The organism is Pseudomonas sp. 43(2021) (genome assembly GCF_017490805.1).
Taxonomy (GTDB): Bacteria; Pseudomonadota; Gammaproteobacteria; order Pseudomonadales; family Pseudomonadaceae; genus Aquipseudomonas.
In genome coordinates this window covers 30380-44023 of sequence record NZ_JAFGYJ010000001.1, presented here as the reverse complement: position 1 = coordinate 44023, position 13644 = coordinate 30380, and the positions used below count along the sequence as shown (strand labels likewise).

Genomic DNA, 13644 nt, shown 5'->3' with positions numbered 1-13644 from the left:
AAAAATAGTGCGGGCATTTTCTCAGACGCCAGCGCAAAAGGCACGGTCAAGGCCATGCGTTTTGTCTATTGGATGCCATGGATCAAGGATTTTTGTATACAAAAATGCCGTTGGGGCTGCTTTGCAGCCCATCGCGACGCAAGGCCGCTCCCACATGAGGAATGCATTTCCCCTGTGGGAGCGGCCTTGTGTCGCGAAAGGGCCGCGAAGCGGCCCCGACAATCGATCAGACTTCCAGGTAGTCCAGGATACCCTCAGCAGCAGTACGTCCTTCGAAGATAGCCGTCACCACCAGGTCCGACCCGCGCACCATGTCGCCACCGGCAAACACTTTCGGGTTGCTGGTCTGGTGCTTGAACTTGCCCTTCTCCGGTGCCACCACGCGGCCCTGGCTGTCCAGCTGGATGCCATGCTGCTCGAACCACGGCGCCGGGCTTGGGCGGAAGCCGAAGGCGATGACCACGGCATCGGCCGGCAGGATCTCTTCGGACCCCGGGATCGGTTCGGGGCTGCGACGGCCACGGGCATCCGGTTCGCCAAGACGGGTCTCGACCACTTTCACGCCTTCGACCTTGTCTTCGCCGACAATGGCGATAGGCTGGCGGTTGTAGAGGAACTTCACGCCCTCTTCCTTGGCGTTCTTCACCTCGCGACGCGAACCCGGCATGTTGGCCTCGTCACGGCGATAGGCGCAGGTCACCGACTTGGCGCCCTGGCGGATCGAGGTGCGGTTGCAGTCCATTGCAGTGTCACCACCGCCCAGCACCACCACCTTCTTGCCCTGCATGTCGACGAAATCTTCCGGCGACTTCTCGAAGCCCAGGTTGCGGTTGACGTTGGCGATCAGGAAGTCCAGCGCGTCATGCACGCCCGGCAGGTCCTCGCCCGGGAAGCCGCCCTTCATGTAGGTGTAGGTCCCCATGCCCATGAACACCGCGTCGTACTCGGCGAGCAGTTGCTCCATGGTCACGTCCTTGCCCACCTCGGTGTTCAGACGGAACTCGATGCCCATGCCGGTGAACACTTCACGGCGGTTGCTGAGCACGGTCTTTTCCAGCTTGAACTCGGGAATGCCGAAGGTCAGCAGGCCGCCGATTTCCGGGTTGCGGTCGAACACCACCGGGGTCACGCCGGCACGTACCAGCACATCGGCACAGCCCAGGCCGGCCGGCCCCGCGCCGATGATGGCAACGCGCTTGCCGGTTGGCTTGACCTTGGACATGTCCGGTCGCCAGCCCATGGCGAAGGCGGTGTCGGTGATGTACTTCTCCACCGAGCCGATGGTCACTGCGCCGAAACCGTCGTTCAGGGTGCAGGCACCCTCGCACAGGCGGTCCTGCGGGCATACGCGGCCGCACACTTCCGGCAGGGTGTTGGTCTGGTGCGACAGCTCCGCCGCGGCCAGGATGTTGCCTTCGGAAACCAGCTTCAACCAGTTGGGGATGAAGTTGTGCACCGGGCACTTCCATTCGCAATACGGGTTACCGCAGCCCAGGCAGCGGTGTGCCTGCTCCACGGACTGCTGCGGCTTGAACGGCTCGTAGATTTCCACGAACTCCTTCTTGCGCTGGCGCAGCAGCTTTTTCTTCGGGTCCTTGCGGCCCACCTCGATGAACTGGAAGTCGTTGTTCAGACGTTCAGCCATTTTTCAAAACCTCTTTACCGCAGTTGCCAGCCTCAGGCTGCAAGCTGCAAGACGATCACTTGAGCACGACGGGCCCCGCGTACGGGGCCGCCACTTGCAGCTGTTGTTACTGCGGGTTGGCACGGGTGCTGGACAGCAGTTGCTTCAGGTTGGCTGCCTTCGGCTTGACCAGCCAGAAGCGCCGCACGTAGTCGTCCAGGTTCTCCGAGAGCTCACGCCCCCACTCGCTGCCGGTCTCTTCCACGTACTCGGCAAGGACCCGCGCCAGGTGGCTGCGGTAGGCCTCCATCGCTTCACCACTGATACGCTGGATTTCCACCAGCTCATGGTTGAGCTTGTCGACGAAGGTATTGTCCATGTCGAGCACGTAGGCGAAGCCGCCAGTCATGCCAGAACCGAAGTTGTAACCGGTCTTGCCCAGCACGCAGACAAAGCCGCCGGTCATGTATTCACAGCAGTGATCGCCAGTGCCCTCGACAACAGCGTGGGCGCCGGAGTTACGTACAGCGAAGCGCTCACCAGCAGTACCGGCGGCGAACAGCTTGCCGCCGGTGGCGCCGTACAGGCAGGTATTGCCGACGATGGCGCTGTGCTGGGTTTCGAACGGGCTGCCGGCTGGCGGCACGATGGTGACCTTGCCACCAGTCATGCCCTTGCCGACGTAGTCGTTGGCGTCGCCTTCCAGGTGCAGGTTCAGGCCACCGGCGTTCCACACGCCGAAGCTCTGGCCCGCAGTGCCTTTGAAGCGGAAGGTGATCGGCGCCGCGGCCATGCCCTGGTTGCCGTGCAAGCGGGCGATTTCACCCGACACGCGCGCACCGATGGAACGGTCGCAGTTGCAGATGTCGAGGCTGAACTCGCCACCGGCCTGGTCGCGGATGGCCGGCATGGCCATTTCCACCATCTTCTCGGCCAGCTCGCCCTGGTCGAACGGCGGGTTCTTGTCGACTTCGCAGAACTGCGGCTTGTCCGCCGGGATGTGCGAGCTGCCCAGCAGTGGCGACAGGTCCAGGTACTGCTGGCGCTCGGTGTCGCCCGGCAGCACGTCGAGCAGGTCGGTACGGCCGATCAGCTCGCCGAGGCTGCGCACGCCCAGCTTGGCCAGCCACTCACGGGTTTCTTCGGCGACGAAGGTGAAGAAGTTGATCACCATGTCGACGGTGCCGATGTAGTGGTCCTTGCGCAGCTTGTCGTTCTGGGTGGCCACGCCGGTGGCGCAGTTGTTCAGGTGGCAGATGCGCAGGTACTTGCAGCCCAGGGCGATCATTGGCGCGGTACCGAAGCCGAAGCTTTCGGCGCCGAGGATGGCCGCCTTGATCACGTCCAGGCCAGTCTTCAGGCCGCCGTCGGTCTGTACCCGTACCTTGCCGCGCAGGTCGTTGCCACGCAGGGTCTGGTGGGTCTCGGCCAGGCCCAGCTCCCACGGGGCACCGGCGTACTTGATCGAGGTCAGCGGCGAAGCACCGGTACCACCGTCGTAGCCCGAGATGGTAATCAGGTCGGCATAGGCCTTGGCCACACCGGCGGCAATGGTGCCGACGCCGGCTTCAGCCACCAGCTTGACCGAAACCAGGGCCTGCGGGTTGACCTGCTTGAGGTCGTAGATCAGCTGGGCCAGGTCTTCGATCGAGTAGATGTCGTGGTGCGGCGGTGGCGAGATCAGGGTCACACCCGGTACCGCATAGCGCAGTTTGGCGATCAGGCCGTTGACCTTGCCGCCTGGCAGCTGGCCGCCCTCACCGGGCTTGGCGCCCTGGGCAACCTTGATCTGCAGCACTTCGGCGTTGACCAGGTACTCCGGGGTCACGCCAAAGCGGCCGGTGGCCACCTGCTTGATCTTCGAGCTCTTGATGGTGCCGTAGCGCGACGGGTCTTCACCGCCCTCACCCGAGTTGGAACGCGCGCCCAGGCGGTTCATCGCCTCGGCCAGCGCTTCGTGGGCCTCAGGCGACAGTGCGCCCAGCGAGATACCCGCGGAGTCGAAGCGCTTGAGGATCGCCTCCAGCGGCTCTATCTGCTCCAGCGGCAGCGGCTGGTCGGCCACTTTCACCTTCAGCAGGTCGCGGATCATCGACACCGGGCGCTGGTCGACCAGCGTGGTGTATTCCTTGAACTTGGCGTAGTCGCCCTGCTGCACGGCAGCCTGCAGGGTGTTGACCACATCCGGGTTGTAGGCATGGTATTCGCCACCGTGGACGAACTTCAGCAGGCCGCCTTGCTGGATCGGCTTGCGCGCGCTCCAGGCTTCGGCTGCCAGCAGCTTCTGGTCGCTTTCCAGGTCTGCGAAGCGCGCACCCTTGATGCGGCTGGAAACGCCCTTGAAGCTCAGACCGACCACTTCCTCGGACAAGCCGATCGCTTCGAACAGCTGCGCGCCACGGTACGAGGCGATGGTGGAGATACCCATCTTCGACAGGATCTTCAGCAGGCCCTTGGAGATGCCCTTGCGGTAGTACTTGAAGACTTCGTCCAGGTCACCCAGCACTTCGCCGGTGCGGATCAGGTCGGCCAGCACTTCATAGGCCAGATATGGGTAAACGGCCGAGGCACCGAAGCCCAGCAGCACGGCGAAGTGGTGCGGGTCGCGAGCGGTGGCGGTTTCCACCAGGATATTGCTGTCGCAACGCAGACCCTGTTCGGTCAGGCGGTGGTGCACCGCACCCACGGCCAGCGAGGCGTGCACCGGCAGCTTGCCCGGAGCAATGTAGCGGTCGCTCAGCACCAGCTGGGTCTTGCCAGCGCGCACGGCCTCTTCAGCCTGGTCGGCGATGTTGCGGATGGCCGCTTCCAGGCCGACGCTCTCTTCATAGTTGAGGTCGATCAGCTGGCGGTCGAAGCCTTCGCGCTCCAGGTTCATCAGCGAACGCCACTTGGCGGGCGAGATGACCGGCGAGCTGAGGATCACCCGCGAAGCGTGCTCCGGGGATTCCTGGAAGATGTTGCGCTCGGCACCCAGGCAGATTTCCAGGGACATGACGATCGCTTCGCGCAGCGGGTCGATCGGCGGGTTCGTCACCTGGGCGAACTGCTGGCGGAAGAAGTCGTACGGCGAACGCACGCGTTGCGACAGCACGGCCATCGGCGTGTCGTCACCCATCGAGCCGACCGCCTCCTGGCCTTGCTCACCAAGCGGGCGCAGCACCTGGTCACGCTCTTCGAAGGTGACCTGGAACATCTTCATGTATTGCTTGAGCTGGTCAGCGTCGTAGCTGGCCACGCCCTGGTCGTCGGTCAGGGTCGCCTGGATGCGCAGGGCGTGCTGACGCAGCCAGCGCTTGTACGGGTGGCGCGACTTCAGACGGTTGTCGATGGCGTCGGTGTCGAGGATCTGGCCGGTTTCGGTGTCCACGGCGAAGATCTGGCCCGGGCCGACGCGGCCCTTGGCGATGACGTCCTCGGGCTTGTAGTCCCATACGCCGATTTCCGACGCCAGGGTGATGTAGCCGTTCTTGGTGGTCACCCAGCGCGCCGGGCGCAGGCCGTTACGGTCGAGCAGGCACACCGCGTGGCGGCCTTCGGTCATGACGATACCGGCCGGGCCATCCCACGGCTCCATGTGCATGGAGTTGTATTCGTAGAAGGCGCGCAGGTCGGCGTCCATGGTCTCGACGTTCTGCCAGGCTGGCGGTACCAGCATGCGCACGCCACGGAACAGGTCGATGCCGCCGGTGACCATCAGCTCCAGCATGTTGTCCATGCTCGAGGAGTCGGAACCGACGCGGTTGACCAGCGGGCCGAGCTCTTCGAGGTCGGGGATCAGGTCGTTGGCGAACTTGGTGCGACGGGCCATGGCCCAGTTGCGGTTGCCGGTGATGGTGTTGATCTCGCCGTTGTGGGCGAGGAAGCGGAACGGCTGCGCCAGCGGCCATTTCGGCAAGGTGTTGGTGGAGAAGCGCTGGTGGAACACGCAGATCGCGGTTTGCAGGCGCTCGTCACCCAGGTCCGGGTAGAAGGCCGCGAGATCGCGCGGCATCATCAGGCCTTTGTAGATGATGGTCTTGTGCGAGAAGCTGCAGATGTAGTGGTCGGCGTCGTGGGCGTTGGCCACGGACGAACGGCGACGGGCACTGAACAGCTTGATGGCGAATTCCTGGTCGCTCAGGCCTTCACCGCCGATGAACACCTGCTCGATCTGCGGCAGGCGCTCCAGGGCCAGGCGGCCGAGCACGCTGGTGTCGATCGGCACCTTGCGCCAGCCGACCAGCTTCAGGCCAGCGTTGATGATTTCGCGGTCCATGTTGGCGCGAGCGGCTTCGGCTTTGACCGGGTCCTGGTTGAAGAACACCATGCCGACGGCGTACTGCCTGGGCAGTTCGACGGCAAAGTGCTCCTGGGCCACGGCACGCAGGAACTGATCGGGCTTCTGCATGAGCAGACCGCAACCATCACCGGTCTTGCCGTCGGCGTTGATGCCGCCGCGGTGGGTCATGCAAGTCAGGGCCTGCATGGCGGTTTGCAGAAGGTGGTGGCTCGGTTCGCCCGTCATGTGGGCGATCAGGCCAAAACCACAGTTGTCCTTGAATTCTTCGGGATGGTACAGACCTGTTTTCATAGACACATTCTCACCAGGTTCACCTCTCAACGGAGGTAAATCTCTTTTTTAACAACCACTTACCATCCACGCCGATCAAACGCCAGCTTTTTTGCGGTGGCCATGGAAAACCATTGTTGCACAGCGACAGCGATGCTCACAAATTTTCATGTCTCACCATTGAAAATTTATGTCGCAATTTTGAATGTTTTTGCGCCATGTGCCGTGATAGCGGCTTGGCTCGAGTCTGAAGCGTTTCAGCCATGACTGCAAGTAAGGCTTGTGGCCGGCAGTCCGGGACAGAAAAGCCTGCCGCGCTCAGGCGCAGCAGGCTAGTCGAAAGCTAGAATTCGCTTAGCTACTGGGCGGCGGGGTGATGCCGCCCGGAAGGTATCAGCGGGCCGAGGCCAGCTCTTGTTGGACGCTGGCGACGGTACGTGGCCAAGGTTTACCAGCCTGGACCTTCGCTGGCAAGTTCTTGATTGCCGCAACCGCTGCGTCGCGGTTGGCGAAGTTGCCGTAAGTGACCACGTACAGCGGCTTGCCCTGCAGGTTTTTCTTGAAGTAGCGATAGTCGCCACCCTGGGCCTTGACGAACGCCTGGGCCGAAGCCTCGGAGCTGGTACCCAGGATCTGCACCACGTAATTGCCCGGTTTCTGTCCGGCGTACCAGCCGCTGTTGCCGCTGCCACCGGCCGCTGGCTTCTCGGCAGGCTTGGCGGCCGGCTTGGCCACGGCGACCTGGGTCGGTGCTGGTGCAGGCTTGGCAGGCGCAACCGGTTTGGCAGGCTGGGTTGCGACAGGTTTTGGCGCAGGCGCAACCGGTTGTGGTTGCGGCTGCACTGGCTGGGCCGGCGCCGTGGCTACAGGCTGGGCAGGTACCGGTGCCGGGCCCGCCGGCACACCTTGCGGCGGCGCGATGGTGGTCACGGTTGGCGGTGGGTTGCCAGGCTGCAGGGCAGTATCACCGGCCGGGCTGCCCTCTTCGCCCTCGCCCATGCCCGCAGCCTGGGCCAGCGGCTCGCGCATCACCGGCTGCGACTGGCCAACCAGCGGCAGCGGCATCGGCTGGGACGAACCCGAGAACTCGATAGCCGGGCTGCCACCATTGGCCTGACCCTCGCCAAGCGGCAACTGGGCCTGGGCGGCCGGCGCTTCGGCGGGCGCCTTCTCACCTTTCTTCGGCATCAACACCGCGGCCGCAACGGCGACCACAACCACAGCGGACAGCGCGAGCACATGTTTTTTAGGCATCTTGAACCCCATGGATGGTCGCTTGGCCGTCGAGCGGCTGGCGATCATGGCTTCGATCAAAGTGTCACGGGCGACCTGGTTGATGTTGCCAGGCCAGCCGTCGGAGTTTTCATGGATATCGACGATCTGTTCACGGCTGAACACCTCGATGCCCCGGCCAGCACCTTCCAGGCGCTGCTCCAGGTACTCGCGGGTTTCTTCTTCACTGTAGGGGGCGAGCTCGATGATGTGGAAGCGTTCTTCCTCGACATGGATCTCTTCAAGCCCGGCAATCAGCGACGGCTCACCGAACAGGAACACATGCGGGCGCCCTTCCGGTACCCCCGCTGCCAATTCCAGCAACGCTTGGAGTGCCGACTCGTCGAGTTGTTCCGCATCGTCCACCAGCAAATACACTTCCTGGCCGGTCAGTGCCAGTTGCACCACCTTGGCCAGGATCGCCTGCACTTCGGCCTGGGCCACATCCAGGTTCTGCGCGACCTGGCCCAGTACGCTGGCGGCATCGCTGGCGCCACGGGCGGACACCACCACACTCTGCACCGCCTGCTTGTTGGTGCTGGCCACCAAGGCCTGGCGCAGCAGGGTCTTGCCGCTGCCCAGCGGGCCGCTGACAACCAGCATCAGCTGACTGTAGCGTGCCAGGTGGTGCAGTTGGCCGAGCACGGGCTTGCGCTGGGCCGGGAAGAACTTGAAGCCGGGCACGCGGGGCGCGAACGGATCGTGGCTCAACTGGTAATGGTCGAGAAAGGCCTCATCGGCATGCAAACTGGTCATTGCGCTGTCACAACCTCAAAGCTGGGCCACGATCGCGCGGTAATCCGCCGACAACGTGGCCTGTAGAATCTCTTTCGGATAGTCGTCGGTCACCACGGCCTCGCCCATCTGGCGCAGCAGCACCAGACGCAAACGACCATCGAGAACCTTCTTGTCGACCGCCATGTGCTCCATGAAATGCGCCGGGGTCATTTCCTGTGGTGGCACCACCGGCAAACCTGCGTCCTGCAACAGGCGGATTCCGCGATCGCGCTCGGCCTGGTCGATCCAGCCAAGGCGCATGGACATCTCCAGGGCCATTACCGTGCCCGCCGCCACGGCTTCGCCGTGCAGCCACACGCCATAACCCATGTGGGTCTCGATGGCATGCCCGAAGGTATGCCCCAGGTTCAGCGTGGCGCGCACGCCAGACTCGCGCTCGTCGGCACCCACTACCGCGGCCTTGGCCGCGCAGGAGCGGCGGATGGCTTCGGTCAGCGCCACCGGGTCGAGGGCACGCAGCGCCTGCATATTGTCCTCGAGCCAGGCGAGAAACGGCTTGTCGCAGATCAGGCCGTACTTGATCACTTCGGCAAGGCCTGCGGACAGCTCGCGTGCCGGCAGGGTCTTGAGGCTGGTGGTATCGATCAGCACCGCATTGGGCTGGTAGAAGGCACCGACCATGTTCTTGCCCAGCGGGTGGTTGATGCCGGTCTTGCCGCCGACCGAAGAGTCGACCTGGGACAGCAGGGTGGTCGGCACCTGGATGAAGTCGACGCCGCGCTGGTAGCAGGCGGCAGCGAAGCCGGCCATGTCACCGATCACGCCGCCACCCAGGGCGACCACGGTGGTGCGGCGGTCGTGCCGCGCAGTCAGCAGGCCATCGAAAATCAGTTGCAGGGTTTCCCAGTTCTTGTGGGCTTCGCCATCGGGCAATACCACCGGCAGCACCGAATAGGCACCCAGGGTCTTGCTCAGGCGTTCGAGATACAGGGGCGCGACGGTCTCGTTGGAAACGATGGCAACCTGCCGCCCGGCGATGTGCGGCGCCAGCAGCTCGGGCTGGTCCAGCAGGCCTTCGCCAATGTAGATCGGGTAGCTACGCTCGCCCAGGTCGACTTTTAGTGTCTGCATGTATCCCCACAATGTACTTGGGCGCGACGCCGTTCAGGCGCCCACGCGGTAACGTTGAACCTCGCCTCGGCGCTGGGGGCCGAGAATAGTCCCGGGCTAACGGGGCGGCAACTGCTGCAAGCGCTCGAGAATATCGATCACCACCATGCGTGGTGGCCGCTCGTCGGTTTCTACTACCAAGTCGGCGATCTCGCGGTAGAGAGGGTCGCGGGCTTCCAGCAGGGCGCGCAAGGTCGCCTCGGGATTGGCCGTGCGCAGCAGGGGGCGATTGCGATCGCGTGCGGTACGGCCAACCTGCTGTTCCACCGAAGCATGCAGGTAGATCACCCGGCCACCCTGATGCAGCGCCTGGCGGTTGGCTTCGCGCATTACCGCACCACCGCCGGTCGCCAGGACCACGCCGTCGAGTGCGCACAGCTCGGCGATCATCGCCTGCTCACGGTCACGGAAACCCGGCTCGCCTTCCTTGTCGAAAATCCACGGGATGTTGGCGCCGCATCGCAGTTCGATTTCCTTGTCGGAATCCTTGAACAGCAGGCGCAGCTCTTTGGCCAATAGGCGTCCAATGGTGCTTTTACCAGCGCCCATGGGCCCCACAAGTATCAAATTTCGCACAGAATCAACGACTCACAGCAATCGCCTGGTCATTCATGATACGCGGAGTCAGGAAGACCAGCAGCTCGGATTTTTTCTCTTGTAATACATCGCGTCGAAACAGCCGCCCAACATACGGCAGATCGCCGAAAAATGGCACCTTGTCGACCACATTGTTTTGCGAGGTCGAGTACACGCCACCGATCACGATCGTTTCGCCGTCCGCCACGCGAACCCTGGCATTGACCTCGTTCTTGCGGATCGGCGGTACATTGTTCAAGGCATTGACGTAATCCGGCTCGTCCTTGGTCACCCTGACGGTCATGATCACCTTGTTGTCCGGAGTGATCTGCGGGGTCACCTCCAGCGACAGCGAGGCTTCGCGGAACGCGACCGAGGTGGCGCCACTCTTGCTGGTTTCCTGGTAAGGCACCTCGGTACCCTTGAGGATCCTGGCCGTTTCCTTGTCGGCAGTGACGACCTTGGGCTGCGAGATGATCTCGCCATTGCCGCTCTTTTCCATGGCACTGAGCTCCAGGTCGAGCAGCACGCCGCCGCGCAGCAGGCCCAGGCCGATGCTGCTGCCCACGCGCTCCACTCCAAGGTCGACGAACAAATCCTTGCCCGGCCGCGGGCTTTCAACGTACAGCGGCCCACCCCAACGCACCCCCAGGTTCTTCTCGTAATCGACGTTGGCCTCGACGATACGTGCCTCTATTGCCACCTGGCGCACCGGCACGTCCAGCTGCGCCACCAGTTTCCGCAACTCGGCAAGGCGGTCGGCGGGCTGGTATACCACCAGGGTATTGGTGCGCTCATCGACACTCAGGCTACCTCGCCCGGTGAGAATACCGTCGTCCGCCAGGCTCGCCAGCAGCAACTCCGCCAGCTCGCCGGCGTTGGCATGATGGATGGGCAGCAGTTCCCGACGCAACGGCTGCAACTGCGCATCCAGCGCCTGCCCCATGCGGGCATCGACAGACTGCGCGGCAAACTCGGCCGCAGGCGCCACCAGCAGCACATTACCCTCCTGGCGCCGGGCCAGGCCCTTGCTGCGCAGCACCAGGTCCAGCGCCTGGTCCCACGGCACATCCTGCAAGCGCAAGGTGACGCTACCCTGCACGGCATCGCTGGCGACCAGATTGACGCCGGCATAGTCAGCCAGCACCTGCAGCAACGAGCGCACTTCCACATCCTGGAAGTTCAGCGACAGCGGTTCACCCTGATGAGGCGTCGCCAACGCCAGCGGGATCGGCAGCACCGCTGCCAGCGCCCATTTCTTCAATGTTTTCATCGTGGTCCGGGGCCTCCTTGCCCAGGCGCTTTGCGAGGGTGATGAACGCCGTGCGCTCGTGCCACACCCCTGCCATGAACAGCCGTTCGCGTACTTCGACCTGGCTTTGATCAACCTTCGCCACCACCCCCAGATCACGCCCGACCCGGTCCCCAGGGCGCACGCGATAGAGCCTGCCAGCAGCCACCAGCAGTGCTTCGTGTTCTTCCCCACGCGACAGGCTGCCAACCATCTCCAGTTGCGCCAAAGGCACATTGGCCAGCCCGGTGCCCGTCAATCGCGTCGCACCGGGCGCAAACGGGTCGACTGCGGGCGCTGCGGCCATGCCCCTGGCAGGCATGCGCACAAGTGCAGCGGGCGCCGGCGTGGGGGCCAGCGCCTGATAGGCATCAACCCGCAACTGCAGGCGCAGCAGACCAGGCTGGCCAGCGACCGCTGCCAGCTGCAGGTCACCGCTGCGCAACACGCGCGCCTGGCCCAACCAATCGCCCAGCCACTGGCGCAAGGCCGCATAACGCCCCACCACCTGTAGCTCCAGCGGTACCTTGCGCAAACCGGCCTGTTGTTCGTCTTCGTGCACATCGAACCGCTCGATGAGCAAACCATGCGCATGCCCCGAAGCCGCCAGGCGGTCGAGCAGGTCGCTCATGTCCTCTCCGGCGGCCAGGTGCCAGTGCGCCTCCTGCAAGCGTTGCTCGGCAATGGCCACGGACGCCTGGAGCTGCTCCAGTTCGGCCAGCTGCACCGCACTGGCTGCCTGCTGTTCGTTCAGCTCTATGTACCGGGCCTTCTCGTGCGCCTGCTGCTGCAACACTGCCGGCAGACGTATCGCGCAGCCCAGGCCGAATAACGCCACGGCCACCAGCACTGGCGCCAGCTGCCTGAAGCGTCGGGAGCGCTCGGCCACGGCCAGCCAGCCGAGTACCAATGCAGCATTCACAACCAGAACGCCGAAAAACGCGCGCCCAGCAGGAATTCATCGCCGCCCGGCAGGCTCCTGATGCGCCTGAGTTCCAGACCGAACACCACATTCGAGCGGCTCAGGTCACGCATGAACTGCGCTACCACGGCACCGGACGTGGCCAGCCCGGTCATCTGCAGGCGGCCGTTTTCAAGGCTGAGGTCGAGTAGCTGCACCCCCACTGGCAACGCCCTCTCGAGGTCGGCGAACAGCCCGGCCAGCACATCCTGATGGGCGCGCAGGCCTTCCAGCGTGGCCGTGCGAGCCAGTAGTGCCTGGTGCTGCGCACGCACCTCGGCCAGCGGCTGCAATTGCTCGCCCAACACCTCAAGGGCTGCCTGGCGCTGGGTGTTGGCCAGCGCCTGCTGCTGCCCGCGCTGGCGGGCCAACTGGTCGACCAGCATCACGGCACACAGGGCCAGCAGCGCACCGGCGACCAGCTGCCTGCGAAAACACCGCAACGCCGCCTGACGCTGCCGTTCGCGCCAGGGCAGAAGGTTCAGCCGCATCATCGGTGCAACCCTCCAAGCGCCAGGGCGCTCGCCAGGATCATCGCGCCATCGAGGTGCTCCAGGCCTGCCAGGTCGGGCACCAGGTGACACGGCAGGTTCAACCGGGAGCCCAGGTCCTGCAGCCGGCCCGCCCCTATCGGCGAACGACTGGCGACCAACAGGCAATCGGGCAAAGGCTCATTGGCGAGCAGGTCCTGCAGGCGCTCCGGCAGCGCCCCCGATATCGTCGACATGCCCAGGCTCAGCTCACGCCGTTGCTGCGGCCAGCCCGACTGCCAGCTATAGAGGGTGGTGCTGTGCGCCTCGATACGCAGCAACGCCGCGCCCTGATGACTGCCCTGCGGCAGCATGCGACCCAAGGCAATGCTGTCAATCTCCACGGCCTCCAGCTGCAACCCGGCCTCCTCGACGACGGCTTCAAGTGGCGCCAGCGCACTCTGCCGACACGCAGCCACCATCACCTCGGCGCAACCTGGCTGGTCACGGGAGCCCCCCATGACCTGAAAATCCAGGGCCAGGTCTTCCAACGGAAATGGGAATAGCCGTTCGGCGTCAGCCAGCAGCTGCGCCTCCATCTCTGCTCCGCCCTGTTCCACTGGCAAGTGGCACAGCTTGCAGATCACCTGGTTGGCCGGCAGCGCCAGCGCTACCCGGCGCTGCCTGAGGCCGCTGCGTCGATAGGCACGCCTCAAGGCAGCCACAACGGCGGCAGGCTCTGCTACCCAATCACTGCCAGCCGGTGATTCGAACGGCTCTTGTAACGACACAAGCACCCTGCAGCGTCGGTTATGCCGCTGCAGTTGCACCATCCGAACGGTGTCAGGGGCAATTTCCACCCCCACGAGTGAACCGGCATCCTTGCCGAAGCGTCCTAGCATCGTGGCATCCTTGTTGTCTGTCGCAGCTATCTGCCTCAACCCCGCGCCAACACTGGGCCACGCAGGCCCATCGAGGCGACGGGCAGCC

Annotated in this window: 9 protein-coding genes; all 9 read right to left on the bottom strand. The window is 64.1% G+C overall.

Annotated elements, in window-relative coordinates:
* Nucleotides 1-226 precede the first annotated feature (226 nt).
* Nucleotides 227-1645 (bottom strand): FAD-dependent oxidoreductase, encoded by a 1419-nt coding sequence (locus J5M71_RS00195; RefSeq protein WP_013974599.1) that lies wholly within the window; start codon nt 1643-1645, stop codon nt 227-229.
* 106 nt (nt 1646-1751) lie between these two features.
* Entirely contained in the window at nt 1752-6197 is a 4446-nt protein-coding gene (gene gltB / locus J5M71_RS00190) for a glutamate synthase large subunit (protein ID WP_207828294.1), read from the bottom strand.
* Between the two features lie 372 nt (nt 6198-6569).
* Nucleotides 6570-8204, bottom strand: coding sequence for an AAA family ATPase (locus J5M71_RS00185; protein ID WP_207828293.1), 1635 nt, complete (start codon nt 8202-8204; stop codon nt 6570-6572).
* A gap of 15 nt (nt 8205-8219) precedes the next feature.
* Nucleotides 8220-9317 carry a 3-dehydroquinate synthase gene (gene aroB / locus J5M71_RS00180; protein WP_015272135.1) on the bottom strand — a complete coding sequence of 366 codons (1098 nt, stop codon included), beginning with the start codon at nt 9315-9317 and terminating at the stop codon, nt 8220-8222.
* Nucleotides 9318-9413: 96 nt separating this feature from the next.
* A complete protein-coding gene (gene aroK / locus J5M71_RS00175) occupies nt 9414-9932 on the bottom strand; it encodes a shikimate kinase AroK (protein ID WP_028698445.1) in 519 nt (172 codons plus the stop codon).
* Nucleotides 9933-9936: 4 nt separating this feature from the next.
* Nucleotides 9937-11205: a secretin N-terminal domain-containing protein gene (locus J5M71_RS00170; RefSeq protein WP_207828284.1), complete on the bottom strand. Its 1269-nt coding sequence runs from the start codon at nt 11203-11205 to the stop codon at nt 9937-9939.
* Nucleotides 11129-12145, bottom strand: a complete 1017-nt coding sequence (locus tag J5M71_RS00165; RefSeq protein ID WP_207828282.1) for a pilus assembly protein PilP — start codon at nt 12143-12145, stop codon at nt 11129-11131. The genes J5M71_RS00170 and J5M71_RS00165 overlap by 77 nt, the downstream gene beginning before the upstream one ends.
* Nucleotides 12142-12678: a PilN domain-containing protein gene (locus J5M71_RS00160; protein WP_207828280.1), complete on the bottom strand. Its 537-nt coding sequence runs from the start codon at nt 12676-12678 to the stop codon at nt 12142-12144. Before J5M71_RS00160 ends, J5M71_RS00165 begins: the two co-directional genes overlap by 4 nt.
* Nucleotides 12675-13556, bottom strand: coding sequence for a pilus assembly protein PilM (gene pilM / locus J5M71_RS00155; protein ID WP_207828278.1), 882 nt, complete (start codon nt 13554-13556; stop codon nt 12675-12677). Before pilM ends, J5M71_RS00160 begins: the two co-directional genes overlap by 4 nt.
* Nucleotides 13557-13644: the final 88 nt, after the last annotated feature.

Bases quoted from the DNA above. Each gene is read 5' to 3' on its own strand.
- J5M71_RS00195 (WP_013974599.1), bottom strand. From the start codon at position 1,645: ATGGCTGAACGTCTGAACAACGACTTCCAGTTCATCGAGGTGGGCCGC.
- gltB (WP_207828294.1), bottom strand. From the start codon at position 6,197: ATGAAAACAGGTCTGTACCATCCCGAAGAATTCAAGGACAACTGTGGT.
- J5M71_RS00185 (WP_207828293.1), bottom strand. From the start codon at position 8,204: ATGACCAGTTTGCATGCCGATGAGGCCTTTCTCGACCATTACCAGTTG.
- aroB (WP_015272135.1), bottom strand. From the start codon at position 9,317: ATGCAGACACTAAAAGTCGACCTGGGCGAGCGTAGCTACCCGATCTAC.
- J5M71_RS00170 (WP_207828284.1), bottom strand. From the start codon at position 11,205: ATGAAAACATTGAAGAAATGGGCGCTGGCAGCGGTGCTGCCGATCCCG.
- J5M71_RS00160 (WP_207828280.1), bottom strand. From the start codon at position 12,678: ATGATGCGGCTGAACCTTCTGCCCTGGCGCGAACGGCAGCGTCAGGCG.
- pilM (WP_207828278.1), bottom strand. From the start codon at position 13,556: ATGCTAGGACGCTTCGGCAAGGATGCCGGTTCACTCGTGGGGGTGGAA.